Origin of the sequence: Stenotrophomonas sp. GD03930 (assembly GCF_029839665.1) — a bacterium.
In the GTDB taxonomy this organism is placed as follows: domain Bacteria; phylum Pseudomonadota; class Gammaproteobacteria; order Xanthomonadales; family Xanthomonadaceae; genus Stenotrophomonas; species Stenotrophomonas forensis.
In genome coordinates, this window is sequence record NZ_JAOCAV010000004.1 from 110,526 (window position 1) to 135,496 (window position 24,971).

At 61.2% G+C, this 24,971-nt stretch carries 25 protein-coding genes; 20 read left to right on the forward strand and 5 right to left on the reverse strand.

Annotated elements, in window-relative coordinates; all coding sequences use genetic code 11:
* Positions 1–29: 29 nt before the first annotated feature.
* Positions 30–1,055, forward strand: a complete 1,026-nt coding sequence (locus tag N5C18_RS18855; protein WP_279945408.1) for a zincin-like metallopeptidase domain-containing protein — start codon at positions 30–32, stop codon at positions 1,053–1,055.
* Positions 1,056–1,129: 74 nt separating this feature from the next.
* Here N5C18_RS18855 and N5C18_RS18860 read toward each other — a convergent pair whose 3' ends face one another.
* On the reverse strand, positions 1,130–1,849 hold the full coding sequence (locus N5C18_RS18860; RefSeq protein WP_071227512.1) for a hypothetical protein: 720 nt from the start codon (positions 1,847–1,849) through the stop codon (positions 1,130–1,132).
* Positions 1,850–2,105: 256 nt separating this feature from the next.
* Between N5C18_RS18860 and N5C18_RS18865 the strand changes: the two genes are divergently transcribed.
* The 3 genes from N5C18_RS18865 to N5C18_RS18875 all read left to right on the forward strand — a co-directional run bounded on the left by N5C18_RS18865 (position 2,106) and on the right by N5C18_RS18875 (position 3,911).
* Complete coding sequence (locus N5C18_RS18865; RefSeq protein WP_071227513.1) at positions 2,106–2,717, forward strand: glycine zipper 2TM domain-containing protein; 612 nt, start codon at positions 2,106–2,108, stop codon at positions 2,715–2,717.
* A 379-nt stretch (positions 2,718–3,096) separates the two neighbouring features.
* Positions 3,097–3,435, forward strand: coding sequence for a hypothetical protein (locus N5C18_RS18870; RefSeq protein WP_071227515.1), 339 nt, complete (start codon positions 3,097–3,099; stop codon positions 3,433–3,435).
* Complete coding sequence (locus N5C18_RS18875; protein WP_143048156.1) at positions 3,432–3,911, forward strand: hypothetical protein; 480 nt, start codon at positions 3,432–3,434, stop codon at positions 3,909–3,911. Before N5C18_RS18870 ends, N5C18_RS18875 begins: the two co-directional genes overlap by 4 nt.
* Before the next feature lies 1 nt (position 3,912).
* On the opposite strand, the gene N5C18_RS18880 is transcribed toward N5C18_RS18875, so the two are convergent.
* Together N5C18_RS18880 and N5C18_RS18885 are read right to left on the reverse strand one after the other, a co-directional pair.
* Positions 3,913–4,728 (reverse strand): hypothetical protein, encoded by an 816-nt coding sequence (locus N5C18_RS18880; protein ID WP_071227518.1) that lies wholly within the window; start codon positions 4,726–4,728, stop codon positions 3,913–3,915.
* 50 nt (positions 4,729–4,778) lie between these two features.
* Complete coding sequence (locus N5C18_RS18885) at positions 4,779–5,261, reverse strand: GNAT family N-acetyltransferase (RefSeq protein WP_143048157.1); 483 nt, start codon at positions 5,259–5,261, stop codon at positions 4,779–4,781.
* Between the two features lie 152 nt (positions 5,262–5,413).
* Between N5C18_RS18885 and N5C18_RS18890 the strand changes: the two genes are divergently transcribed.
* The 11 genes from N5C18_RS18890 (at position 5,414) to N5C18_RS18940 (ending at position 18,813) form a co-directional block, all read left to right on the forward strand.
* A complete protein-coding gene (locus N5C18_RS18890) occupies positions 5,414–5,887 on the forward strand; it encodes a hypothetical protein (protein WP_071227519.1) in 474 nt (157 codons plus the stop codon).
* Positions 5,880–6,338, forward strand: a complete 459-nt coding sequence (locus N5C18_RS18895) for a hypothetical protein (protein ID WP_164207857.1) — start codon at positions 5,880–5,882, stop codon at positions 6,336–6,338. Before N5C18_RS18890 ends, N5C18_RS18895 begins: the two co-directional genes overlap by 8 nt.
* A gap of 112 nt (positions 6,339–6,450) precedes the next feature.
* Entirely contained in the window at positions 6,451–6,951 is a 501-nt protein-coding gene (locus N5C18_RS18900; protein WP_071227521.1) for a spore coat protein U domain-containing protein, read from the forward strand.
* 129 nt (positions 6,952–7,080) lie between these two features.
* The gene (locus N5C18_RS18905) at positions 7,081–7,740 is read left to right on the forward strand and encodes a fimbria/pilus periplasmic chaperone (protein ID WP_071227522.1); all 660 of its coding nucleotides are present in this window, start codon (positions 7,081–7,083) and stop codon (positions 7,738–7,740) included.
* A gap of 3 nt (positions 7,741–7,743) precedes the next feature.
* On the forward strand, positions 7,744–9,939 hold the full coding sequence (locus N5C18_RS18910) for a fimbria/pilus outer membrane usher protein (RefSeq protein ID WP_071227523.1): 2,196 nt from the start codon (positions 7,744–7,746) through the stop codon (positions 9,937–9,939).
* 198 nt (positions 9,940–10,137) lie between these two features.
* Positions 10,138–12,897 carry a DNA methyltransferase gene (locus N5C18_RS18915; protein ID WP_071227524.1) on the forward strand — a complete coding sequence of 920 codons (2,760 nt, stop codon included), beginning with the start codon at positions 10,138–10,140 and terminating at the stop codon, positions 12,895–12,897.
* On the forward strand, positions 12,894–14,999 hold the full coding sequence (locus N5C18_RS18920) for a DEAD/DEAH box helicase (protein ID WP_177179482.1): 2,106 nt from the start codon (positions 12,894–12,896) through the stop codon (positions 14,997–14,999). Before N5C18_RS18915 ends, N5C18_RS18920 begins: the two co-directional genes overlap by 4 nt.
* Complete coding sequence (locus N5C18_RS18925; RefSeq protein WP_071227526.1) at positions 14,992–16,185, forward strand: GIY-YIG nuclease family protein; 1,194 nt, start codon at positions 14,992–14,994, stop codon at positions 16,183–16,185. Before N5C18_RS18920 ends, N5C18_RS18925 begins: the two co-directional genes overlap by 8 nt.
* 44 nt (positions 16,186–16,229) lie before the next feature.
* Positions 16,230–17,468 (forward strand): abortive infection family protein, encoded by a 1,239-nt coding sequence (locus N5C18_RS18930; RefSeq protein ID WP_239591830.1) that lies wholly within the window; start codon positions 16,230–16,232, stop codon positions 17,466–17,468.
* A 140-nt stretch (positions 17,469–17,608) separates the two neighbouring features.
* On the forward strand, positions 17,609–18,010 hold the full coding sequence (locus N5C18_RS18935) for a hypothetical protein (protein WP_143048160.1): 402 nt from the start codon (positions 17,609–17,611) through the stop codon (positions 18,008–18,010).
* Positions 18,007–18,813 (forward strand): hypothetical protein, encoded by an 807-nt coding sequence (locus N5C18_RS18940; protein WP_071227527.1) that lies wholly within the window; start codon positions 18,007–18,009, stop codon positions 18,811–18,813. The genes N5C18_RS18935 and N5C18_RS18940 overlap by 4 nt, the downstream gene beginning before the upstream one ends.
* 55 nt (positions 18,814–18,868) lie before the next feature.
* Here N5C18_RS18940 and N5C18_RS18945 read toward each other — a convergent pair whose 3' ends face one another.
* Positions 18,869–19,345, reverse strand: coding sequence for a hypothetical protein (locus tag N5C18_RS18945; RefSeq protein WP_279945409.1), 477 nt, complete (start codon positions 19,343–19,345; stop codon positions 18,869–18,871).
* A gap of 872 nt (positions 19,346–20,217) precedes the next feature.
* Between N5C18_RS18945 and N5C18_RS18950 the strand changes: the two genes are divergently transcribed.
* Entirely contained in the window at positions 20,218–20,916 is a 699-nt protein-coding gene (locus tag N5C18_RS18950; protein WP_279945410.1) for an ankyrin repeat domain-containing protein, read from the forward strand.
* Between the two features lie 10 nt (positions 20,917–20,926).
* Positions 20,927–21,541, forward strand: a complete 615-nt coding sequence (locus N5C18_RS18955) for a relaxase domain-containing protein (protein WP_279945411.1) — start codon at positions 20,927–20,929, stop codon at positions 21,539–21,541.
* A 276-nt stretch (positions 21,542–21,817) separates the two neighbouring features.
* Here N5C18_RS18955 and N5C18_RS18960 read toward each other — a convergent pair whose 3' ends face one another.
* On the reverse strand, positions 21,818–22,192 hold the full coding sequence (locus N5C18_RS18960; protein WP_279945412.1) for an HNH endonuclease: 375 nt from the start codon (positions 22,190–22,192) through the stop codon (positions 21,818–21,820).
* Between the two features lie 223 nt (positions 22,193–22,415).
* Between N5C18_RS18960 and N5C18_RS18965 the strand changes: the two genes are divergently transcribed.
* From N5C18_RS18965 to N5C18_RS18975, 3 genes are all read left to right on the forward strand, one after another.
* Complete coding sequence (locus tag N5C18_RS18965; protein ID WP_279945413.1) at positions 22,416–22,901, forward strand: H-NS family nucleoid-associated regulatory protein; 486 nt, start codon at positions 22,416–22,418, stop codon at positions 22,899–22,901.
* A gap of 2 nt (positions 22,902–22,903) precedes the next feature.
* Complete coding sequence (locus N5C18_RS18970; protein WP_279945414.1) at positions 22,904–23,281, forward strand: hypothetical protein; 378 nt, start codon at positions 22,904–22,906, stop codon at positions 23,279–23,281.
* 1,183 nt (positions 23,282–24,464) lie between these two features.
* The gene (locus N5C18_RS18975; protein WP_006375649.1) at positions 24,465–24,899 is read left to right on the forward strand and encodes a BLUF domain-containing protein; all 435 of its coding nucleotides are present in this window, start codon (positions 24,465–24,467) and stop codon (positions 24,897–24,899) included.
* The last annotated feature ends 72 nt before the right edge of the window (positions 24,900–24,971 follow it).

The window sequence follows — 24,971 nt, forward strand, 5'->3', positions numbered from 1 at the left end:
CTTTCCTTGCCTTTCAGGAGAGCCTGTCCGTGTCCGATGCCACCCCCAACGAAAGCTTCCTTCAGCGCCAATCCCGCGACGTCGTCGAACGCCTGATTCGGCAAATGGAGGAGGGCACCGGTCCCTTCCTCAAGCCGTGGGACGCCCGAGTGGACCTCGGGTTGCCGATGAACCCGACTACCGGCAAAAACTACCGGGGCGGTAACTTGCTCCACCTGTGGGCCCTTCAGAGCGCCTGGGACACCCAGGACAACCGGTGGATGACTTACAAGCAAGCCGCGGCCGTGGGCGCTCAGGTTCGCAAAGGCGAGAAAGCCAGCGTTATCGAATACTGGGATTGGTCCCCGGTCGAAGAGGCAAAGAAGAGCGGGGACCCAGAGCTCATCGCCAAGGCCCACCCCAAGGTCTTCTTCCCCCGGGTGTTCAACGCGATGCAGATCGATGGGTTGCCGGCGTTGGTCCTGCCACCCCCGCGCGCAGAGCCCGATATCCATCAGGCCTGCGAAGCGGTGCTCAAGGGCAGCGGGGCTGAGATCCACCACGACGGGGGCAACCAGGCGTTCTACCGGCCGATGACGGACAGCATCCATTTGCCCCAGCGCAACACCTTTCACTCGGCCAGCGGTTACTACGCCACCGCGTTGCACGAACTGGGCCACTGGACCGGCTTTCCCACCCGCCTCAACCGCGATCAGAAGGGGGCCTTTGGGAGCATCGACTACGCCAAGGAAGAACTGGTCGCGGAGGTGTCGTCAATGCTGATGGGCGAACGCCTGGGCATTGGCCACGATCCAACCCAGCACGCGGCTTACGTGAAGTCCTGGATCCAAATCCTCCGAGACGATCCCCGGGAGCTCTTCCGAGCCGCGGCGGCGGCCGAGCGGGTGGTGGAGTTCCTGAAGGTGCCCGAGTTGGTTCGCGAGCCGCTCCAGAAGGTTGAGCAGGAGCGGCAGTCAGTGGCGGCCAATCTGCAGGAGGTCGAAAAACATGCCGCCAACGACCAGCCGCGACCGCGCTTCAAGGCAAGAGGGGGGCGTCTGAACCTGGCAGTTTGACCCGCGAACAAGCGACTGAACGCGCACCCGCCTGTCGGGAGGAAGGGTGCGCGACAGTGGCTGACAAATTCTGGTTACTTATTCTTCGACAGCACGTCCATACGCAGGAGCATTTGCTTGAGAACGTCGATGACGGAAACCTCGTCAGCATCCTTGGCCGGAGTCAATGCAAGTGCCCAGTTGCGGACCGAAGGGCTCAAGTCCTCTCCGAGTTCCACCACCAAGTCCTGAAGGTCATCCAACGGCAGATAGGCCGTCGCAGCCAGGATCTCATCGAGCTTTCCCGACAAGTTTTCTTCGTGTGCTTTCCGAAGGTCTCGCGCGGTGGCTCGGCGCTTTCTAAGCTCGGCGGCGTGCTCTACCTTGATCTCTTCAATCTTTGCTTTCGCTGATTTGCTCTTCTTGCGAACGGCGCCGCGAACAATGTCGCGCACCAGCTTGGCGTCGTGCGTGTCTGTGAGACTGGCAATCAGTGTGTCACTCTTAACGCGCGCCGGTCGGTAGATACGGACCTTGCTGACCTCATCCCCCAGCACTCGCTGCGTCCACTTTTCCATCGTCTCCTTTGCCTTCTTTTGACCGGTTAGAGGCGACGGAACGTTCTTGAGGCGTGGTTTACCTTCGAAGTCCACCAGCAGGCCATAAGTCTTGAGGATGCGGTGGCTGTAGGTCGTGTCGGACATCCAATTTCCCCCTGTGAGTGATCCTGCAATTTTGCCACTTTCGTAGACGGTTTGGCAGGTTGAGGGAGAGCGTTCCCACATCATCACAGGTTGAATGTCGATCAGGAACATTGCACGACAGGAGAGCTTGCCGGTTTCAGATTCCTTGCCAGACGCGGAGGGGGAGAGAGAAAGGGGAAGAAATGGCCAGTCTGATCTACGTGCAGTAACAGCAATTCCGATCCGTGCGCTGCCTCATTTTTGTCGCTTTTCCGTCAATTTAATGACGCGGACTGCAGTTTGTGTAACCGCGCTCCGAAGCCCCCCTTGCGCATTCCCAGAATCGATCTATGCATAGGTGAACCTACTCACGAAATGGAGGTGCACCTTGAAACCCATCGTTCTGGCCCTTGCATTGGCGTTGTCTGCTCCGGCCGCCTTTGCCGGCGATTCCACCTCCGCTCGCCGTTACGGTTCGTCCGAGGCCCTATCCGTCCAGGACGCCCGACTGGGCGAGGTCCTGATGGTTCGCACGCTTCAACTGAAGTCCGACCAGCGTCTGAACGCCGGCTCCGCCATCGGGGCGGCCGTTGGTTATGGGGCTGCTAACCAGGTCAAGAACCGGGACTGCCGCAATGCTGCCCGCGTGGCCGGTGGCGTCATCGGTGGGGTTGCCGGAACCGCGGTTCAAAACGGCCTCAGCGGCCGGCGTGCGGTGGAGATCTACGTGCGCGATCTGTCCGATCGCCGCCAGCGCGTCCTGGCGGTAGTCCAAGACGCCGACGTGGACGTGCGCGAAGGTGATCGGGTCTTCTTGGTGGGGAAGGGTAAGAAAACCCGGGTGGTGCCGCTTGATGCTTCGCCGGAGCGCATTGGCGATTACTCCCGGGCGGTGCCGCTTGATGCTTCGCCGGTGCGCATTGGCGATTATTCGTGCGGAAGCCCTTGTGCCATAGGCATCAATGCCCGGTCGGATAACAGCGCTCGCGTGGGGCCGTAAGGATGCACGAAAGCGAACACCTTGGTGGAGGCGTGTATTGCGAAGGCACGGCTTGCGGGCTTGTGGTTGAGCTCATGAAGCGGCCATCCGTTGCCCACCGCCGCTCCAAAGTCGCCCGGATGTTCCGAGAGGGACACGGCCGCGCCGCCATCGCCCAAGCCCTGGGCGTTCCGTCGCCCGTGGTGAGCGCCGACCTCGCTCACCTGGGGTTGCGTCAAAAGCCCCGGCGCCCACTGGCTGACCAACACGCCCTGGTGGTGGGCCTTCTGGAGCAGGGGAGCAACGGCCCTGCAATTGCCAAGCGCCTCGGCGTGACCCGACAGGCAGTCCACGCTTACCTGCAGGCCCATGGCCTGCTCCCAACCCAGAGGAGGATCCCATGACCGTTATTCTGGTGGTCGTGCTGTTTGAGCTCGCCATGTTTGCGATCACCTTCGGAATCGCGTGGCTGTGCGCCTCCAAAGCCCGCAGCGCACGCAGGGGCTGGGAGGCGTTTCAGGTCGGCCGAGAAGACGCCCCATCCGTGGCTGCGTTGCTGTGGCGGTTGGCCCTGTTCTACGCGTGCTTGGCATTGCTGGCCTACCAACTTCAGCACCTAGTGGCCGTGGTCTGGTTGGATCCTTCCAACCCATACCTGTCATCTTCGCTGGCTCTTGTCGTCTATTCGATCACGTGCGGGATGCTTCACGGCAGCGGACTGGCACGGAGGCGAGCATGAATACCAGCCACGGGCGGTTACGCCAAGACCCCGTCGACGCCCGCCCTCGCCACGACAGGCTGTTCCAGGGCGAAGGCACGGGCGAAGAGGTTCACCAAGCGCGCGACCCGTTGCTTCAGGCGCTTTACACCGAATCGCTCCATGCCCGCGGGGACGTGGACGCCATTGATCGCATGCTGGATGCCCACCGGGAGGCGTTTGGGGAGCCCGAGCAAGTCGCCTATGCCCGTCAACAAGACGAACGCCATGATCGGGCGTTGCCTTTGCCGAGCGGTGGCTTGCCGTTGAAGCCGTCCATGGGGCGCTACCTTGAGGAGCATCGGTCGTGGAACCCTCCGACCGCCAAAGAGGCCGCCATCGCACGTTCCAGAGGTCCCACCATGGTGCTCGAAGGGAGGGCATGGCGTGCTGCAGACGACGTTGTCGAGGTTTCCCTGGAGGCGCCCAAGGACGCCCCATGGCAGCGGATGCGCTGAGTTAAGGACGGCGGACTTTGTGTCCCAAGTAGCGGCAAAGCACCCCTGACAAGCCCACGATCAGTTCGGCCTCTTCCAACGACGGATCACCGCCCTCCTTAAGGTGGCGCCCGTTGTTAGACGCGAATCCATAGACTTTGGAAACTGCTTCTCCAAGAGGCGAGGGGAACAGGCTGGGGTTGTTTTTCACCAACGCCCCCAGCGTCTCCTTGTCACCACCCGTTAAATCCTTTGCCAAGCATTCCAACGCAGCCATTCCGTGTTGAATGGCGCCGGTGAGCTCGGGGTTGGGGCGACGAGACAGGTCGCGCAAAGCCTCGTGCAGTTCATTTGCCGTCGTGTTTTTCCCAGCGCTTCGCAACTCGCTGGTGCCCTTCCTGATAGCAATTTCAAACGCTTCTGAACCGCGAAACTCAATGCGGTTGCCCAACAGCTGCCAACCGATTCCGTTCTTCCGAAAGACCTTGTTGATTCCGTCCGAGAAGACGTCCGAAGGTGCTTTGGGCTGCCCATAGGCAGGTGGGCGACCTTGAAGGGACGCTGCTATGCTTTCGATGACGTCATACACCTCAAACCATTCGCACTCTTCCAGGTGATGCTGCACCTCCGCGATCACGTTGGGTTCGCTCCAGTTGCCCCGGGTGTCTGGTGCCACGCCAAGCGCACCGCAGACTTCCTTGCGCAGGGTTTCGTATCCAATCCCCGCTTTGCCAGCGATGGCAACAACGGCTCCGCGCAACACCTCGGGCGCATCTTCACGAATGGTGATGTCTGCATCGGGCGAGCTGTAGTTGTGGCGTTCTGAGAACGTGCTCATGTGCTTTCCTTGCTGTATGTAGGGTCCAAAGTAGGCGCGGGCGTTGCCGTCTACTTGCCGGTTGGGAACAGTTTTGCGTAGCGAAGGGCGGGCTCGTCCGAATGGTTGTCCACGATTGGCTCAGGTTCGCCGCCCAGAACCTCTTGGGCCACGTTCTGCGAAGCGGGGTTGTTCACGCTCACCACCGCTTCGATGTAGAAGGGCGGATGCCCGCGAAAGCCGTTTTGGAGCTCTGCAATGCCCGTCGCAAGGATGGCTTTGGCGCGCCCCTGGTTTCGATAACGCTCGGGAACCGCGTAGCCAACCGCTAGGTTCGCATGGCCTTCAAAGGTTCCATTGGGAACGAAATTGGCAAAAGCCGTGACGGTCTTCCCGTCCATCTGAACGTAAGGGAATCGCGGCTTGCCTTGGAGGTGATCCACGTGCAGGTAGACCGTTGGATCGATGCGGCCCCGCTCCAGCCGAAGGCCGCCCGCAGCCAGGGCTTCTTGGAAAGAGATTAGGGCTTGATTGGGATCGGCCATGTTGGACATAGGGGCCTTCGTGAGAGGACAGGTCGTCCCATCGTCGCTGTTCCGACCGAAGCTCTCAAGTTCCCGATGGCTGGCCCACTTGGGAGCAAAGGCCAGTGCCGGAAGCCGCCGCCGGCCGCTGCGCGCCGGCATCTGAAAAAGCATCCGCATGGATGGCAAGCACCAACGCCTTCGGCGCGATAAGTGATGTTAGGAAAAACTGCGGCCTAGCTCCGCAGTTTTTACTTTTAGTCAAAGTTTTGTCCGCTACAGACGTGGACAAATTTTCAGCGCGATCTACCTTGGATTCAGGGGTAGGCACTGCCGCCGACCAAGACAAGAGGTGGCAAATGAGCGGAACCTTCACAGTCCACGAAACCAAGATGATCGCGTTGGGATTGAATCCCGGCTTGTTTGAAGATTATGCAGCGGTCTCGTTGGAGCCCGTCAGCTTTGAAGAAGAGGACAGCCTGGGCTGGGCGACCACTTGGAGTGCGGTTCATGCCGTCGAGCTCCACAACGGCGGGAAGGTCTACGTTAACGGCCGATCCTTCCACGTCACCCAAGCCAAGTCCGGTTACAAACACTTGCTCAAGTGCTGGCGAGAAGAGCAGGGGCGGCGAGCGGAACTGGCTAATGATGGGTGACGTCACCCCTCGAATGAACGGTCATTGGGGAGACGGCGAGCTCGGAAAGAGTGAGAGGGCGACCGTGCTTCACGGCATCCATTTCATCAGTCCCTCGGTGGGTTGCCCGCTATTCAACACGGTGTGGCTTCCCACGCTGGCCGACTTGCGGGCGCTGCTCACTGACGCCGAGCTCTGCAAGGCAGCCGAAACCGAGGTGGGCGCGTTCATTGACACGCGCGTTGATCCGTTGCCTCCTGAGATCGATGAGGTCATTTACAAGCCATCGATAAGGCAGATTTCCAGCCTGCCGGATAACTATGGGATCGGCGTGGGCGTTTTTGTGACTGACGCTTTTGCGTTTGTCCTCCAGCGCATGATTAAGGAGGCAATGGCTCAGCACCGGGCGCGTGAGCTGGATCGGGTATGGGAACAGTCAGCCACCGCAGGTGGCAAACGACCCAGGCTCTGACCGCTGGCTCAATGGCCCCCTTGCGCGTTTTCAGATTCGAGGTATCGGTAAGGGGATGGCCCTTTTGGGGGCTACTCATCCCCACTCAATCCCTCTCAAGGAGACGATACCCATGACACGCAAGACCTTCCTTCGCGCCCTTCTGCCCATCGCCTTGGCTTCGCTGGCAGTGCCCGCGTTCGCCGCCGACACCACCGCGGATCTGACGATTCAGGGCACCTTGACCAACACCTGCCAGCTGTCCGTGACCTCCATCGAAGGGATGGACTGGTCGGGCATCTCTGAAGCTGCCGCCCGCACCTCCGGGCTGAGCATCGTGTGCAACGCGGGCACGACTTACTCCATTTCGCCGGGCCAGGGGCAGAACTTCGGCCTGCTGTCCGGGTATGAGACCTACCGGGCTGTGACCAACGGCGCCGGAGCTTACATCCCCTACGGCTTCTTCAAGGACCCGCAGGGAAGCCAAGTATGGGGGGATGACGCCGACGCGTTCACCGGCGTTGGCGACGGCACTGTCCAAAGTTACAACTACGCGGTGCGCTTCTTGGCCCTCAAGCAGGCCGTGGGCGGCAACTACACCGACACGGTCACCGTCACCGCCACTTACAACTGATCCCCTCGGTTGTCCCGAAGCCCCCGGCTTGCCCCCGGGGGCTTTTTTGTTGTCGAAAAGGTGAGTAGGTATGGGTTGACGGAATTGCATTCCGATCTAGCTTGAATGGAGACCCCCAAAGGAGATCCCATGACCCATTCCCAACGTTTTTTGGCCGTGGCCGCCGCGTCCTTGCTGTCCTTTTCGGCGTCCGCCGGTTCCATCTCCGTGGGCCCCACCACCCTGATGGCCGATACCTCGGCCAAGCACGTCGCCGTGACGCTGCACAACAGCGGGGACGCCTCGGTGCGTTACCAGGTGAAAGCGGTGGGGTGGGATCAGGCCACGGGGCAGAAAGTGTTTTCACCCACCACGGAGATCGTGGGGGCGCCGACCTTCGTGGACGTCCCGCCCCAATCCAAGCGCACCGCCCGGTTGATGAGGGTGGGCGCGCTGGGCGAGCGGCGCTACTACCGCGTGCTGCTGATGCAGCTCAAAGACCCCAACGCCCAAGGCGTCCAGTTGTTGGTCAACCAGGACTTGCCCGTGGCCTTTGAAGCCACCAACGCACCCATCCCCCAGGTGACCGTCCAAGCGGTGGCCAAGGGCTACCGTCTGACCAACCACGGCCAAACCGCGGCCCGCGTTTCGTCCATCGGCCCGGCCGGTGGGAAGCCGTGGCGCGACGGTGCATTGGGTTGGACGCTACCGGGGGCCTCGATGACTTACGAGACCCAGCCTGGCCAGCGTGCCGAAGTGCTTTCGATCACCGTCAACGGCCAGTCCGTCACCGTCCCCGTGGGGCGGTGATCCATGCGTGGCCGGGCCCTGGCCTTGGTGTTGCTGGCTGCTTCGTCGGCCAGCGCAGCGGTGCCCGACGGCGTGGCACCCGCGCTCCTGGTGCCGGTTATCGGCGGCAAGGCCAAGGCGGATCCGCTCACGTTCTGGCAGCAAGGCGGTCAGTGGTTCGCCGACCCGGTCACCTGGCGCGAGGTCGGGCTCCAACTTCCCGCCGGTCAAACGGAGCCGATGAGCGCCCAGGCGCTGGGCGTGGGGTTTGCCGTGGACGAGGCCACCGCCACGGTCGCCCTGGATCTGCCGGGCGATCGGCTCAAGGCCCAACGCGTGGCCCGTGATCGCACCGAGCGCGGGCCCATCGCGCCGCCCGCTCCCGGAATGCTGGTGAACTACAGCGTGGCCGGCATGGTGTCCGAGCAACAGCAGGCGCTCTCGTTGGGCCACGAGGTCCGCAAGGCGGGGCGCTGGGGCGTTGTCAGCACCAGCGGGCAGGTCAACACCGACGCGTCCGGCACCGGCTACGTTCGCGGCGTGACGCGCTGGCAGAAAGACGATCCCAACCGCTTGGTGACCTACCAGGCCGGCGATGTGTTCGCTGGTCCGTGGTCCTCGCCGGTCAACTTGGGCGGGGTGCGCGTGGCCAAGGACCCGCGGGCTTTGGACCCGCTGACGCCCACGTATCCGGTCCCGGTGCTCGGCGGCGTGGCGCTCGATCCGGCGACGGTCGAAGTCCTGGCCAACCGCGCCCGCGTGCTGCAAGGCCGGGTGGGGAAAGGGCCGTTCACCGCCGATGGCGGCGCCTTGGGCACCGGAGCACAGCAAACCCAAGTGGTCGTGCGAGACCCTTACGGCCGCGAAACGGTGGTGAGCGATCAGCGCTTCTACGTCGCCCCCACGTTGCTCCGCAAAGGGCTCACCACCTGGGAGGTCGCGGCAGGCCGGGTGCGCCAAGGAGAGAGCGATTACGGGACGTTGGGCGCGACCGGGTCGGCGGCTTGGGGCCTCAACGACCGGTGGACCCTGCGCAGCACCGCCCAAACCTCAACGGATGGGAAGGCCAACGTGGCTTTGGGGGCCACCACGGTGCTTGGCACCTACGGCACGTTCGATCTGGAATTGGGCACTTCCACGCAAGGCGGCCAACGGCAGGCCGTGGCCTACGACTACCGCGGCCCGAGGTTTGGCGTGCGCCTGGAGCACCAGCGCCAACAGGACTACTGGCGCCTGCGCGCCCCCAGTGCGGTGGAGGTGGAGCAGCGCACCCGAGGTTCGGTGTTCTGGCGGCCCACGCCCCAGTGGTCCCTTCGGGCCAGCTATTCGGACGTGCGCACGCCACGCTTTCGCACCGCTTACGCCGACGCCGGGCTGACTTGGCGTGGCAACGGGCACACCGTGGCCGTCTCCGCCTTGCGGGACCTTGAGCTCAAGGAAACCCGGGTGGAGGTGGGCTACAGCTACGATTTCGGTCGGGGCAAGGGCGTGAGCGTTCGGGCCCGGCAAGCCCCGGATGCCACCGCCTGGGCCGTCCAAGGACGCGCCCGCCCCACGGTGTTGGGAACCCCGGTCGGCTTGTCCGCTTCGGTGGACGAGGGAGCGGCTGGCCAGACGGCCAGGGCCAACGCCAACTGGACCACCCGGGCAGGGTGGGCCCAGATCAACGCCGAGCACGGGCCCAGCGGCACCTGGGCTTCCGGTTCGATGGCCGGTGCCGTTCACCTGGACCGCCAGGGCGTGACGTTCCTAGGTCCGGCCGAATCCTTCGCCGTGGTGGACGTGCCCGGCCAAGCCGGGGTGCCGGTGAGGGTGGGCGGCAGATTGGTAGGGAAGACCAACGCCCAGGGCCGCCTGGTGGTGGGCGAGGTGACCCCAATGGTGCCCACCGAGGTCCGCGTAGACGATCGGGCGCTGCCACTGGGCACCCAGTTGGCCGAGATCGAGCAAACCGCCACCGCTGGCCGCCAAGCCGGCATGCACCTCACCTTCCCAGTCCTGACCGAGACCGCACGAACCTTCCGCCTCACTGGCCCGGCCATCGAAGCGGGCACGGTGGCCAAGACGGCGACCGAGACCACCCAGGTGGGTTACGACGGGGTGCTCTACCTGGAGCAGCCGCGACCCGGCCTGACGGTGGACGTGGAAGGGGTCTGCAAGGCCCAGCTGCCCGCGGACCTTGGGGCTGCGCAAACGGTGGCCGAGGTGGCTTGCCGCTGATGGGGAGGGCCTTTGGAAACAAAGGCTTGCTACGTCGCAGGTGCCGCGAAAGTGGCCCTCTACCATGGGGCTGAACGATACTTGGGACCTGCCTTTTGAGAGTTGCCGGATGTCATTGCTTCAACGTTACGTGGACTGCTCCCATCCTCCCTTCCGCCGTGCCTGTCACGGCGGGGCTTCGTCGTGGATCTTGGCCGTATGAACGCGGTGGAAATCGAAGAGGCCATCTACGAGCTGGCCCAGGCTCCCTTTGATTCTGCAGAGTTCCCCTTCCAGTTCTTGGCGGCGTTTGGCAACAACGAGGTCACCCTCAAGCGCCTGAGAAAAGTCGGGTCCGGCGGGACGAATCTTTCCGACGTTCCAGGGGCCATTCTTCAACGCAACCACATCCACTTGGCAGTGTGCGAACGAGGAAAGGTGCGTGAGACGTTCGAAGCGTTGAAGGCCAGCGCCAAGAACTCGACGTATCGGATCAAGCTCGTCCTTGCCACCGACGGTGAATCCCTTGAGGCGGAGTATCTGGCCACAGGGGAGCCTTTGGCATGCCCCTATGCCGAGCTGGCCGAGCACTTTGGCTATTTCCTGCCCTTCGCTGGCATCACCACCGTTCAGGAGATCAAGGAAAACCCGATCGATGTCCGGGCGACGGGCCGTCTGAACAAGCTTTACGTGGAGCTGCTGACCCACAACCCGGACTGGGACACCGACGAGCGGCGATCGGACATGAATCACTTCATGGCCCGACTGATCTTCTGCTTCTTCGCCGAGGACACGGACATTTTCCACGGAGATAGCTTGTTCACGCGCACCGTGGACCGGATGTCGGCTCCTGACGGATCGAACACGGACGCCGTGCTCGGAACGCTGTTCACGGCGATGAACTTGAAATCCGATGATCGTCCCAGCGCGGGCCTTCACGGTTGGGCGCTGGCATTTCCCTATGTCAATGGCGGGTTGTTCTCAGGCAGCACAGAAGTTCCGCGGTTCACCCGGGCTGCACGCTCGTATCTGCTCCGGATCGGTGAACTGAACTGGCGCCAGATCAACCCAGACATCTTTGGGTCCATGATTCAGGCGGTGGCCGACAAGGAGGAGCGCGGATCGTTGGGCATGCACTACACCAGCGTGCCGAACATTCTGAAGGTGCTGAACCCGCTCTTCTTGGATGACCTGAGATCGCATCTGGAATCCGCGGAGGACAACAAGGCCAAGCTGCTCAACCTGCGCAAGCGGATGGCGCACATCCGTGTGTTCGATCCGGCGTGCGGGTCCGGCAATTTCCTGGTTATCGCCTACAAGGAAATGCGCAAGATTGAGGCGGAGATCAACCGGCGGCGCGGCGAGGAGGATCGGAAGTCCGACATCCCGATCAACAATTTCCGTGGCATTGAACTCAACGACTTCCCCGCCGAGATTGCCCGGCTGGCGCTCATCATCGCCGAGTTTCAGTGCGACGTGCTTTACCGCGGGCAGCAGCAGGCGTTGGCTACCGTCCTTCCGCTCGACAGCAAGAACTGGATCACCTGCGGCAACGCCTTGCGCATCGATTGGCTCTCCGTTTGCCCGCCGACAGGAACCGAGGTCAACCTCCAGGGCGACGACTTGTTCACTGCTCCCGCCGATCAGTCCGAAATCGACTTTGAAAACGAGGGGGGAGAAACCTACATTTGCGGAAATCCACCGTATGTGGGAGATAAGTTCCAGACAGACTCTCAAAAGGCTGATTTGAAATCTGTGCTAGGGCCTAGGAGCAAACACAAAGCAATGGACTACATTGCCGGATGGTTCTGGAAGGCATCTCAATATATCGAAAGGGGCGGGGCATTTGCGTTCGTATCAACGAATTCAATTTGCCAGGGGGTTCAGGTTCCCATCATTTGGCCTCAAATTTTTGCTAGGGGTCAGGAAATATTTTTCGCCCATAAGGACTTTTATTGGTCCAATAATGCAAGCAACAACGCGAACGTAATTTGTGTGGTTGTTGGGGTTTCGAGTGGGCGGGTTGGTGACAAATGCATTTACAGGGATTCTCAGCGGCAGGTCGTTGGGAATATCAATGCTTATTTGGTGAATGGCCCAAATGTCATCGTGGAAAAGCACTCGCAGTCTATTTCAGGCCTGCCTGAGATGGTTGCGGGAAATATTCCTCGGGATCTTGGTAACTTCATGCTTAGTTCTAATGAAAAGGAAGAGTTGCTCCAAGGTCATCCGGAGGCTGCGGTTCTCGTAAGGAAAATTCTTGGCTCCATGGAGTTCATCAATGGGATTGAGCGTTATTGCCTTTGGATCGATGACGATAAGGCGGCTTTGGCGAACTCGATCCCATTCATCAAGAAACGGTTGGACGCGATTGCTGCCTATAGAGAGGGTGGTAGCGAGCGGGGCAAATTAGGGGTTGATACGCCACATCGCTTTGAGCGCACGATCACGGCTAAGGCCACTTCGATAATTGTTCCGCGCGTTTCATCGGAAAAGCGGCCGCACATTCCGGTTGGCCTGCTGGGTAATGATGTTGTGATATCCGACGCTGCCCAAGCTATCTATGATGCGCCGCTGTATGTGTTGTCGCTGATTTGTTCTCGAATGCATCTTGCTTGGGTGTCGTTGACTGCGGGGCGAATGAAATCAGATCTTCGCTACTCATCGGGCGTCTGCTACAACAGCTTTCCTGTTCCGCTGTTAACGGATCAGAATCGAATAGATCTAATGACCTGTGCCCAAGAGATTTTGCTGGCGAGAGAGGCGCACTATCCATCCACCATCGCGGATTTGTATGTCGCTGATCAAATGCCGGAGGATCTGCGCCAAGCTCATGAACGGAACGATGATGTGATCGATCGAATCTACATCGGTCGCAGATTCCGAAACGACACTGAGCGGCTGGAAAAGTTGTTCGATCTCTACACCAAGATGACGGCCAGGCCGGCCAAGCCCAAGAAGGGGGGAAGGGCGAAATGACCATGGAAACCAATCCGACCAATCGGCACACCGTGCCGTCCGTCTCCATCACGGCCGCTCGCACCGGTGAGTCGAACAAGGTCAATGCGCTGGGCATGCGGCCCATGCAGGAACGAGCTTACGCCTCGCGGGGTGAGCAGTTTTTGCTCATCAAGTCGCCTCCGGCCTCGGGCAAGTCACGAGCCCTGATGTTCATTGCGTTGGACAAGCTGGAGAACCAAGGGCTCAAGCAGGCCCTCATCGTGGTGCCCGAACGTTCGATCGGGGGCAGCTTTGCCGACGAAGAGCTGAGCAAGCACGGGTTCTGGAGCGATTGGGTGGTTCGGCCACAGTGGAATTTGTGCAACGCACCGGGCGAAGACAACGGGAAGGTCGCCAAGTCCAAGATCAAGGCCGTTGGCGAGTTTTTGTCCAGCGATGATCGGGTGCTGGTGTGCACCCATGCGACCTTCCGCTTCGCGGTGGACGAGTTCGGTATCGAGGCCTTCGACAACCGTTTGATCGCCATCGATGAGTTCCATCACGTCAGCAGCAACCCGGACAACAAGCTGGGCAGTCAGCTGGGTCAGCTCATCGCGCATGGACAGGTCCACGTGGTGGCGATGACCGGTTCCTACTTCCGTGGAGACACCGTGGCGGTGCTCTCGCCCTCGGACGAGGCACGCTTTGAAACGGTGACCTACACCTACTACGAACAGCTCAACGGCTACACCTACCTCAAGTCCCTGGACATCGGCTATTTCTTCTACACGGGCCGCTACCTGGACGCGATCATGAAGGTGCTGGATCCTGGCCTGAAAACCATCGTCCACATCCCCAACGTCAATGCCCGGGAGAGCCTCAAGGACAAGCACCGCGAGGTCGAGGAAATCATGTCCCGCTTAGGCACTTGGAAGGGATTGGACCCGGCCACGGGGTTCCATCAGGTCGAGCTGGCCGACGGACGCGTGCTTAAGGTTGCCGACCTGGTGGACGACACCGACGCTGCACAGCGCACCAAGGTCCTGTCGGCGCTGAAGGATCCGGCGCACAAGGACGACCGAGACCACGTCGACATCATCATTGCCTTAGGGATGGCCAAGGAAGGGTTCGACTGGATTTGGTGCGAACACGCGCTGACCATCGGCTACCGCAGCAGTTTGACCGAAATCGTTCAGATCATCGGCCGCGCCACCCGCGATGCACCCGGCAAGGAGCGTTCCCGCTTCACCAACCTCATCGCCGAACCCGCTGCCGACGAGGCCGCGGTCGTGGACGCCGTCAACGACACCCTGAAGGCCATCGCGGCCAGCTTGCTCATGGAGCAGGTCCTGGCCCCGCGGTTCGAGTTCACGCCCAAGAACGCCGGCAAGATGGACGGCTTTGACTACGGCGAGGACGGCTACCAAGAGGACGGTCCCAACGTGGGTGTCAATCCGACCACCGGCCAAGTTCACGTGGAGATTGGGGGGCTGGCCATGCCGACCTCGCCCGAAGCGGCACGGATCTGCCGCGAGGATTTGAACGAGGTGATCACCACCTTCATTCAAGACAAGACGGCGGTGGAACGTGGGCTGTTCGACAAGGAAAACACCCTGCCCGAAGACCTGACCCAGGTTCAGCTCGGCAAGATCGTGCGTGACCGATACCCTGACCTGACCGCGGAAGATCAAGAGGCTATCCGTCAGCACGCCATCGCCGCGCTCAACGTGACCCAACAGGCCAAGCAGCGGCTGGCAGAAGACGATGCCCAAGGGGAGCAGGGCAACACCTCGCTCATCGACGGGGTGCGAAAGTTCGTCAACGTGCGGGACTTGAACATTGACCTCATCGACCGGATCAACCCGTTCGATGCCGCCTACGCGGTGTTGGCCAAGGCCATGGATGAGAAGATTCTCCGTCAGGTCCAGGCCAGCATTTCAGCCAAGCGCGTGGCCATTCCTTACGACGAGGCCAAGGCGTTGGCCCTGCGAGCCCGCGCGTTCAAGGCAGAAAAGCAGCGCGCCCCCGACATCAACTCGCCAGACCCGTGGGAGCGAAAAATGGCCGAAGGCGTGGTGGCCTTGGCCAAGCACGTCCAGCAACGCAAGGCGGCCGAGGCCCGAGGTAGCGATCATGGCTGATTGGGACCAAGACGAGGCCTTGTTGGCCGAACTGGGGCAAGATCTGGCCCCGATCAAGGCCGCTGCGCGAACGCCCCAGGAAGAACGGCTGATCGCCGGTTTCGAAGAAATCCTCCGGTTCGTGGACGAGCATGGGCGTTCTCCGCAGCATGGAGAGGAACGCGACATCTTTGAACGCCTGTTCGCCGTGCGCCTGGACCGCCTGCGGTCGCTTGCCGATGCGCATCCGTTGCTCATGCCCTTGGATACGCACGGACTGCTCCAAGAAGCCCCCACCCTTGCTGCCACCGGGCGAGGTGAATCGGTAGACGATGACGCCCTGCTGGCCGACTTGGGTGTGAGCGAAGGAGGATCCGAGGACGACATCACCCAGTTGCGTCACGTTCGGTCCTATGAAGAACGCAAGGCGTTGGAAGACATTGCCAGCCGCACGCCTTGCGCAGACTTTGAACGCTTTGTGCCGCTCTTTGAGCGCGTGGAAGGGGATCTCAAGTCGGGGCTCCGGAAAACCTTGCGGTTTGGCCGCGACGCCAGCGTGGAGAAGGGCAACTTCTTCATTCTCGGCGGGCAGATGGCTTACGTCGCCGAGGTGGGCGAGCCGGTGCGCACACCCAATGGAGAATCCAACGCCAGGCTGCGGGTGATCTATTCCAACGGCACCGAGAGCGATTTGCTCGAGCGCTCCTTGCAGCGGGCGCTCTACAAGGACGATACCGGCCGACGCATCACCGACGATGATCATGGCCCTTTGTTTGGAGACACCCTAGAGCCCAATGACATCGTCAATGGGACCATTTACGTCCTGCGTAGCCTGTCCAACAATTCCTACGTGGTCGAGCACCGCGAGCTGATTCACAAGATCGGCATTACCGGCGGCAGGGTCGAGGCCCGCGTCGGCAACGCCGAGAAGGATCCCACATACATGCTGGCCAAGGTCGAGGTGGTGGCGACCTACAAGCTGTCCAACCTCAATCGTGCACGCCTGGAGAACCTGTTCCACCGAATTTTCCAAGACGTGAGGTTGGATCTGACGATCGAGGATCGTTTCGGCAACCCCGTGAAACCTCGCGAGTGGTTCTTGGTTCCTCTTCCTGTGATTGACGAGGCCGTCAAGCGCATCCAAGACGGGAGCATCACCGACTACGTCTACGACCCTGCCCAAGCGATGCTGGTTCGCCGGAGCTGATAGTGCTGACGAGCCCTCTCGATGATCAGGTGTTGGAGCGGTGCTTGGGCGCCGCTTACGTGCTGCTCCAAGAGAGCGGGCACACCGACGCGGCAGATCTTCTTCGCACCGCGACCGCAGTGATCCAGCACGATACCTCTGACAACTGGAACGGGGGAACGAACTACTGGAACGTCCTGCTGGAGGTGCCAGCGCCGGAGTTTGCGCGCTTGCGGCCCAAGCTCAAGGACGTTTGCGAACAGATCACCGAGGCATTGACGGAAGCCATTCCCCCGAATGGCCACGACTTGTTCGCCGCCCGGTTGATTCCCATCGTGGGCCAGAACGAAGACTGGCGCTCCTCCTCTCCAGTTGTCATTCCCCGTGCCGTTCGTCGGAACATTTTTGATGGGCTCCGATTGGAGCAGGTGAACGTGTTCGGCGCGTTGGACGACACCGAGTTTCTAAGCCGCATCTACGAGCTGCGGCGGTTGCCATCCACCGATTCGCGCTACAAGGACGCCGCGGGGGACATCTACCAGCACCGGGTCAACAATTTTGACTGGGACGATTACTGGATCTTCGACGACGACCGATTTCCGTTGCTGGATGGTCCGGCCGATACCTTCCTACGGTTCCTGGCGGAAATGGTCCACCCGGTGGTGAGGCCTGACCGGGAGGAGGCCGCCACCATCGTTGAGCACCTCAACGACCAATTGCGGCAAGCGGGTTGGCACTTGGTCGAAGTCGAGCGGATCGCAGGAAGGGCCCGGTATGAACCCCGCCCATTGACCTCCAATGGTCACCGATCCTTTGAGAGGGGAAGGTCTGCCGCCGATTCCTTGGACGCGGGCGCCATCGCCAAGCAGATACAGCGCATGGAATACGCGGTCGAGAAAGATCCCGAGCTGGCCATCGGCAGCGCGAAGGAGCTGGTGGAATCGTGCTGCAAGACCATCCTGGGCAAGATGGGGGTGGAGATAGGCAAGAGCGATGACATGAACGACCTGGCTAAGAAACTGGCCAAGAGCTTGGACCTGGTGCCCGAAGGGATCGATGACCAAGCCAAGGGTGCCGAGTGCATCAAGCGCATCCTGAGCAACCTGAACCAAATCGCCGGTAACTTGGCCAACCTTCGCAGCCTCTACGGCACCGGCCATGGCAAGGACGGCAAGCACCGTGGGCTTCAGCCCCGGCATGCGCGCTTGGCGGTGGCGTCTGCCGTGGCGTTTGTGGACTTCGTCACCGAGACCTACCGGGACCGCACGCAAGCACGGCCGCCCAAATCGGAGGTGGATAAGTGACACCTCGATCGGCAAGGAAGCCGAAGTCGGCGCAGCCTTCGGGTAAGAAGGGTCCTGTTGGGCGTTCCCCCAAAAAGCGGGTGTCTAAGAAGGGGCAGCCCAACGGGCCGATTGTTCTGACCCCAGCGCAAGAGAGGTTCTTGGAAACGATCATCGTCGAGGGAATGACACGCATGGGGTGGTCGCGTGCCTATGCGGAGCGCCGTGCGCGCATTTTTCTCCGCAAGGCCAATTCACCTTCGAAACTGCGCATGGTGGCTGCCAAGCTTGGCATGCTCGACGAAGCGCCGCCTGCACCGAAACCGAGGCCGCTTGAGAAGAAAGTGACGGGGAAGACAGAGCTTCCCAAGAATCGGTTCAAGCCCTCGACCAAAATGACCAAGGCTGAGATAGCCAAGCTACCGTCCATTGATGCCAGGCCAGCGCCCAAGACAGCGCTGCAGCGTCTAGAGCGTGCGCTGGGTCCGGACGATGGGAGGCGGCGGCGAGGTGGCAGCCCCGTGGTGCAAGGTGGCAGTCCGGGGCTGGGGAGGCGCCGATGAACGCTACTTTCAACCAAATTCTCATCGTGGATTCCCTCCCGGAAGGCCAACTCAACACCGCAGCCCGCCTGTTCGCGGATGCCCAAGACTGGGCGCGGGTGATCGGCGACGTTCCTCACATCGCCAGCGTTCGTGTTCCTTCCAGCGGGGCTTTTCTCGATCTGTTGGCCCAGCTTGCTCAGCAAGCATCCAGGGAGCCCTACGTGCCGTTGCTTCACATCGAGTGCCACGGTGGAGAGGACGGGCTGGAGTTCGCTGACGGGTCTTGGTTGACGTGGGATGACATGAAGCCGGCGTTCGTAAACCTCAACGTGGCCACGCGCTTGAACCTCATCACGGTGGTGGCCGCATGCCATGGGGGCGCCATCGCCAATTTTGTTCGTGCTGAGCATCGGGCGCCGTTCTGGGCATTCTTGGCCCCCAAACGGCAGATATCGGCTGGGGATCTGGAGACGGCGCTGTCTGCGTTCTATCAAGCCCTGCTGATGACCCGGTCCTCGGAGCGGGCCATGAGTGCCCTTCGGGCAACGCAAGCTGGCCACGAGTTCTGGCAGTTGAGCGTGCAGACCATCTACCGATTGATCGTGGAAGGCTACGCGGAACACCACCTGACGGACGAGGCCGTGGGACAGCAGGCTGAACGTCTCCAGGCCCGCGCTGCGGAACATGGCGCTGTTTGGACGCACGCGCAAATCGAGGCCATGATCCGTGACCCAGGAATCTTTGAAGGGTTCCGCCGGGAGTTCTTCATGATCGACCTGTATCCGGAACACGAAGAGCGTTTCCCGCCCGTCGCGCTCTAGTCATCCCCTCGATTCTCCAGTGCCTACGTCCGTCCCCCGGAGGCGTCATATCCCTTCACGGGGCCAATCCCGATCTGAGCGTTCCATGGTTCAGCAGGTGAAGCAGGCACTCGGCCACGTCCAGTGCGGCGGCGGCCCACTCGTCATCATCGCCCAAATGCGGCTCTTCCTTGCCCCCGTGGAAGAGGTTGTTGCGCACCCGGCGTGCCGCTTCGACCAAAGCACCGGCATTGGATTGCTGAAGGGGCAGGCGCTGGAAGACAGTGCGGTTGAGACCGTTGACCACCGCCACCTCCTGGACCATCGGGCGATCACGTGGAGGTGTGAGGATTTGCTCGTGCGTGCTGTCCGACACCCGATCGAAGAAGAGTGAATCGTCCAGCCGTGACACCGCCTCATCCACCGCGGGCCAGTTCACCTGGGCCATTCGGTAAGGACCGGCGCGAAGAAAGCCTGGATCGTTCTTGAGGCGAAACTCCAGCTGCGCGAACGCCCGCAGCAGGTCGAACGCGAGGGGATCAGAGACGGGCATGGGCGCCTTCAAGGTCCGTGAAGGACGTGGGCTTTTGAATCTGTCGGCCAGAGGCCGCAGATTCTGAGTTTAGCCGTCCCGAAGCACTGGACACCGCGCCGCTCTCTGTTTGCATGGGGGGGAAGGAATACAAACGTATTCCATGGGAGACGGGTATGGGATTCGAAGGAAGCGGGCTTCTTTCTCGAAAGGGCGTTCTCCTCTACACCCTAACGGCCCCTATCTGGTTTTCTCGAAATTGGGTTGTGGGCAAGGTCCGGCGATGGCGGGACGACTTGCGGACGCCACCGATCATTAGGTTGCTTGAAAGCTGGGAACGCGAACCTGCTCTGGATGCCTTGAGGCATTTGATCGCAGAAGGCGCCGACGTGAACGCTCGGCGCGAGGAAGATCAGGAGACTCCGCTGCTCATGGCTGCCAGGCGTGGATGGGTCGAGGCCTGCCGCGTGCTGTGTGCAGCGGGGGCTGATCCGAATTCTCAACGGCACGATGGGTGGGTGGCTCTCTACTCGGCTGATCTCTACAGACATGTTCCATTGCTCACTGTGTTGCTCGAAGCTGGGGCGGACCCGGATGCCTTGGCAAGCACTGGGTCGCCAGAGATCAGAAATGGCATCGACGAATGGAAAGCGAAGCGGGCCGCCGCACATTTGAAAGTATCCCTCCCTGGCACTGATGAGCCCGTTCGGACGAGCAAGCCGCGGCTATGAGGCTGATCTCATGAACCTGCAACTCACATGCATCTGCCGGGAGGACGTGTGTCGTGCAACCCCAGCATTTTTTCGCTTTAGTCAGTAAAGCCCTCTGGACAGGATGTCCCTTTCTGCTTGCATGGATCTGAAGGGATACAAATGTATTCCATGGGGGCTGACATGAATTTCGTGGCAAGTATCAAAAAGGGTGTGCGGGGATGGTTAAAGGATTTGCGTGACCCGCCAAATCTATTTCAAGAGCCGATCTGGAAGGTTCGCGTGGAGTTCCTTGTATTGACGCTGCTGTCTCCAATCCTGATCCCCCGCTATGTCATTGAGAAACGCATGGGTAAATGGAGGAGACATCGCCGGATGCCACCCATCTTTCAGCTATTCGACCGCGAAGGAGGGTTCCAGCTGAGGGAGCTTGAGCAGTTGATTGCAGATGGCGCTGATGTGAACGCTCGGGAGCGAAAAGATGGAAAAACGCCACATATTTTTGCTGTTATGCAGGACAGTCCATGGGAAGAAAATGGGCGAAGGTGGCTCGAGGTTTGTCGCGTGCTGCTCGAAGCTGGCGCAGATCCGGACGCGGAATACGACTGTGGCGAGATAAGGCGGTCACCTATCTATTTCGCCTATCTGGCGGGCAACGTGGAGCTGCTCGACCTGTTGTTGCAGGCAGGGGCCAATCCGCGTTCGAAGGCTTGGTTGCAGCTTGTCAATGCAGAGCCACGTCCCGATGCGTGGCTCGAACAGCAACGTCCGGAAACACGCGATCGCCTATGCAGATGGGAAACGGAACAAGAGGCCCTGCGTTTGGATGCGACTCTCCCTGGCGCAACGAAAGCCGTTCCGAATAGTAGGGCACGGCTGTGAGGGTGATCCCATGAACCTGCAACTCACCTGCATCTGCCGGGAGGACGTGTTCGCCGATGGGTTTTCCTTCGCAGAACTGCTGGACGCGCCCTTGGCCGCGTTGCGCTGGGGTGGTGCGTGGTTGACCCAGTTGAAGCCCGGTGGGCCGGTGACCGAGGACGCCATGCGGCGCTTTGCTATGGGCCAGGAGCTCGATGGGCAACAGCGGTTGTGGGAAGGCGAAGACCACCACACCTGTGCGGCGGGCTACCGAGTCTCGTTGCGCCTGCCCAAAGGGTTCGCGGCGTTACTGGACACCGACGGCGAGGAGAGGGCACGGCTACAGGCTGCCCACCGCCATGCGGTTGACCATGCGCTGTCGTCCCTGCCGTTCCAGCGTGATCACCGGGTGCTCTTCGTTGCATCCGATTGGTTGGAGGATGACTGGACGCACCACTGGTTGTTCGCCATCGCATGCGCACCCAACGGAAAGTGGGAACGGCTTGCGCTGAGCTTGCGGTTGGGGGCCAGCGAGGACGCTTATACCCACGCCATGGGGGCCTTCATGGAAGCGCTGCTGGAGACCAAACGATTGGAGCGCTTCTTCCGCCCAGCCCCCGTCGGCCGACTGAGGCAGAGGCTGTGACGCTGACGTCCAAGCCTCCCTTGACGGCCGTGCTGCCGAAAGTGTCCCTTTCTTCAACCTTGCGCCAGGCATTGGCCGCACGCGCTAGAGCAGCCGGGGTGAGCGAGAGCGAAGCCGTGCGCCAATGGCTCACCGCCTACCTTGCGCGCCCCCAGCTGCTGCGCTCTCCCGTTGCCGGCCGCAGGGACGGCCGCTTGCCGCCTATCCGGGCTTCCCGAGACCTGGCCGACCGCGCCCGCCACGAGGCGCAGCGGCAGCACGTGAGCGTGGCGGAACTCATCCGTCGGGTGGTTGCGTTCCACACGTTCTGAGGCGCAACTTGGCCACGCTCGGCGGGTGCCACTTCCCCTTCGCCAGGCGATTCTGCACGAAGGCGCGGTAAGCCTCGGGGGAGGGCGGCGATTTGCGTTTGTGCCGGCGTGTGTTGCAGAGCCAGCAGGCGGCAGCAATGTTGCCGGCCACGTCCTTTCCGCCCTCTTGCTGGGCCACCAGGTGCTCGGCGGTGCAGCGAAGCGGCGTGGCCGTTTTGGCGCGCAGGCCGAACGGCTTTAGTTCATCGGGAGAGGCGTTCCACATCGGCACGCTGCAATAGCAGCACCGGCCCTTCTGGGCGAGGAAAGCCTCGGTTCTCAACCGTTGGAGTTTGGGCATGCTTAGATCTCAAAAGACAGGAAAAACCATCCCGTCGTCGCTTGTGCGATCGAATCGGGAACCTGTTGCCTTGAGCTAAGCAGGCAATACGCCGGGGGCATTTCCCCTCGCGGCAAGGGAGTTATCGCGCCCCAGGCTGGTGGGTGTCAAGATGGGGCCCATTCGGGTGGCCATGCCAGGAGCGATGGGCTATAACCGTTGGATTCCCGACCGGAGTGCTCCTTTGGCCCTGACTACCCTGAAATCCCTTAACGCCGAAATCAAACAGCTCGAAGCCCAGAAGAAGCTGGTGGAGAAGCGCGACGGCGAGGTGCCCAAAGCCCTGGCGGTCCTGCAGAAGTATGCGAAGGTCCTCAGTCCGGCCCAGCGGCGGCAGGTGGCCAAGCTCATCGGGGAAACGATCGACGCCAAGCCGGCGCGTGCCGCCAAGGCTGCCCCGGGACCCCGAAAGGGCCGCAAGCTTGGCAAGGTGGCGCCGAAGTATCGCCTCCCAACCGGTGAGACGTGGGCCGGTCGGGGTTTGGCCCCCAAGGTCTTCACCGCGTGGGCCAAGTCCACCGAGGGCAAGGCGTGGGCTCAGGCCAACCCCGGAGCGAAGTTCCCGTCGGCTGATGGGGCGGTGAAGAAAGCTCCCGCCAGGGTGGCCCAGAAGGCCGTCAAGAAACTTGCGAAGAATGCCGTCGCCAAGAAGGCCAGCAAGAAGGCCTGATCATGCGCGGCCTGTTCCCCGAGAAGAAGAGCCGGCTCTCGCCCCAAGGCAAGGCCATTGCGGCCGCCCACGTGCTGCTGGACAGTGCCGAGGGCCGATTGGACGAGAAGGCCGCCGGCAGGCGCTTGCGCGAGGAAGTGGGCCTTCAATGGTCCTACCTGACCTGCATCCAGTGCCTGTCAGGGCAAGAAGCCTTGGCGGCCCTTGAATCGCTGCCCAAAGGGTGGCAGGACAACGGGCGCACCCAGGTGCACCTGTTGGGGGCTGCCGTCATGGCTGCGCACACGGGAGCCAACCTGCGTTCGGACGGCAGCTCGCTATGCGCCAGCTACTTGCGATCGCCACACGATTTTCACGCCACTGTCACGCGGTTGTGGTGATCTCACCCCAAGCGAACAGGAGATTGCTGAGCGCCAATGGCCCGGGCGCCTTGACTTGCTGCCAACCCGCGGGCCTGTAGGATCCTTCATGGAGCTACTTTTGCCTCTTGCTATGGTTATCTTGGCCTGCGCAACTGGTCTGGCGCTGCTCCAACTTGTAATCGCGCTCTTCAAGGCGCTGTCCTGCCGGGAATGGTTGCGCCGCAGGAGAGCGAAATGATACGTTCGTTTCACCACGCCTGCCACAGGACTCGCGCTTGGCACAGCCCGACAGCGACATCGATTTGGGCCGGAGTCCGCTATTCGTTGACGGGCGACACCGGCTATTTCAGGTGGCACGTGGATGGCGTTTGTCTCGCGTGCACCGGGGGGGGATGAATCGGCGGAGCAATGAGCGCTTCGGCTGAGCCTGGCGGGCGGCCAAAGGATTTAAGCCCTACACAGCCCGCTCGGTTTGTTTCGCTTACAGATCGGCCGTTTGTGGTGCGGTGAGCCCATCTACCCGGACGGCCGAAATGACGGGCGGCGCGCAGGCGTTGCCCTCACCTCTGCCGCTGTCGGATACTGATCCTGTCCATCGTTCGTAGCTCGCAATTCGCGCCGCCCACGGAGCCACAAGAGGGGCGAATCGATCAATCAGGCCAACAACGAGCAGCCCGATGATACGTAGCAAGCTTGCTCACAGACGCGTTCTCGCCGAGGGCGGACCGATTCTGGTGTGGTTGACCTCGTTTAAAAATCATTACGTATTTACCGCCAGTGGCATCGGATTGTCTGGAAAATACGGTGTGGAGCTATGGCAGGACACGAAAGCAACTCGGAGAGCCCTCCAAGCGCGCTTTGCGGGGTCGAAGTTTCACGAAGTGTTCGTGAGCGATGTGCCAGCTTCGGTGAGCAGTGTCAACCGGTCTCTGACGTCGGCTGGGCCGCGAGACGGGATATTCTTCCTCTGCAACACAGAGGTCGTCCAAGCCGCGGTTCTCGCGCACCTCGGGGCCGTGATCCCTAGCGAGGTCATCGCTCTTGCAGCCAACTTGAGTCGGGGACGGGGCTAGCCATGGTGCACTCTTAAAGGTTCAGGAATAGCGCAACTGAAAACTGAAATTCAAGCTGGCCTGCGTTTTGTACACAGCTGATCCACGTTGGCCGGCTTGCACTGGTGCCGAGTGAAAGGTAGCCCGTAATGTCTAAGTGTGCGGTGGTGTTCGTAAGCGCGGCTGTGGAAGAGATCGGTGAGGAGCGCTTGCCCGAAGTCATGCGTGCAGGCCGAGAGTTCAATGCCAAGTGCGGCTCGCGTGCAGTTGTATGCTTCGACGGCAGCAGGTTTTTAACGTATTTGGAAGGCACAGCGAGTGCGGTGGCTGCGAGCTCCGTTTACACCCAGTCCTTCACCCTGCATACCGAAATCGTTGAGCTGGCGCGGGGATCCATCCAGCAGTTGCGGTTCCCTGCGCATGCATTGCTCTTCCTGCGGATTTCAGAAGCCGAGCTCAAAGCACTGATGAGGTCGAACTGGGTGAATTTCTCTCAACGCTTCGGAGGGAAATTCATCCCAGAAACGGGGATGGAGCGGCTTGCCGCATTGGTCGGCAATCGTCTCGATGACGTTCCGCAGTGATGGGTAACGGATTTCCTCTGTAGGCCGCCCGATTCACGTTGCACAGTGGAAGCAGGGGAGTCATGAATTTGA

Coding starts and splice junctions, on each gene's coding strand:
- N5C18_RS18970 (WP_279945414.1), top strand. CDS start 22,904: ATGCGCGGCCTGTTCCCCGAGAAGAAGAGCCGGCTCTCGCCCCAAGGC.
- N5C18_RS18885 (WP_143048157.1), bottom strand. CDS start 5,261: ATGTCCAACATGGCCGATCCCAATCAAGCCCTAATCTCTTTCCAAGAA.
- N5C18_RS18900 (WP_071227521.1), top strand. CDS start 6,451: ATGACACGCAAGACCTTCCTTCGCGCCCTTCTGCCCATCGCCTTGGCT.
- N5C18_RS18940 (WP_071227527.1), top strand. CDS start 18,007: ATGAACGCTACTTTCAACCAAATTCTCATCGTGGATTCCCTCCCGGAA.
- N5C18_RS18860 (WP_071227512.1), bottom strand. CDS start 1,849: ATGTTCCTGATCGACATTCAACCTGTGATGATGTGGGAACGCTCTCCC.
- N5C18_RS18880 (WP_071227518.1), bottom strand. CDS start 4,728: ATGAGCACGTTCTCAGAACGCCACAACTACAGCTCGCCCGATGCAGAC.
- N5C18_RS18915 (WP_071227524.1), top strand. CDS start 10,138: ATGAACGCGGTGGAAATCGAAGAGGCCATCTACGAGCTGGCCCAGGCT.
- N5C18_RS18960 (WP_279945412.1), bottom strand. CDS start 22,192: ATGCCCAAACTCCAACGGTTGAGAACCGAGGCTTTCCTCGCCCAGAAG.
- N5C18_RS18905 (WP_071227522.1), top strand. CDS start 7,081: ATGACCCATTCCCAACGTTTTTTGGCCGTGGCCGCCGCGTCCTTGCTG.
- N5C18_RS18950 (WP_279945410.1), top strand. CDS start 20,218: ATGAATTTCGTGGCAAGTATCAAAAAGGGTGTGCGGGGATGGTTAAAG.
- N5C18_RS18875 (WP_143048156.1), top strand. CDS start 3,432: ATGAATACCAGCCACGGGCGGTTACGCCAAGACCCCGTCGACGCCCGC.
- N5C18_RS18910 (WP_071227523.1), top strand. CDS start 7,744: ATGCGTGGCCGGGCCCTGGCCTTGGTGTTGCTGGCTGCTTCGTCGGCC.
- N5C18_RS18890 (WP_071227519.1), top strand. CDS start 5,414: ATGGCAAGCACCAACGCCTTCGGCGCGATAAGTGATGTTAGGAAAAAC.
- N5C18_RS18945 (WP_279945409.1), bottom strand. CDS start 19,345: ATGCCCGTCTCTGATCCCCTCGCGTTCGACCTGCTGCGGGCGTTCGCG.
- N5C18_RS18870 (WP_071227515.1), top strand. CDS start 3,097: ATGACCGTTATTCTGGTGGTCGTGCTGTTTGAGCTCGCCATGTTTGCG.
- N5C18_RS18955 (WP_279945411.1), top strand. CDS start 20,927: ATGAACCTGCAACTCACCTGCATCTGCCGGGAGGACGTGTTCGCCGAT.
- N5C18_RS18925 (WP_071227526.1), top strand. CDS start 14,992: ATGGCTGATTGGGACCAAGACGAGGCCTTGTTGGCCGAACTGGGGCAA.
- N5C18_RS18975 (WP_006375649.1), top strand. CDS start 24,465: ATGTCTAAGTGTGCGGTGGTGTTCGTAAGCGCGGCTGTGGAAGAGATC.
- N5C18_RS18895 (WP_164207857.1), top strand. CDS start 5,880: ATGGGTGACGTCACCCCTCGAATGAACGGTCATTGGGGAGACGGCGAG.
- N5C18_RS18920 (WP_177179482.1), top strand. CDS start 12,894: ATGACCATGGAAACCAATCCGACCAATCGGCACACCGTGCCGTCCGTC.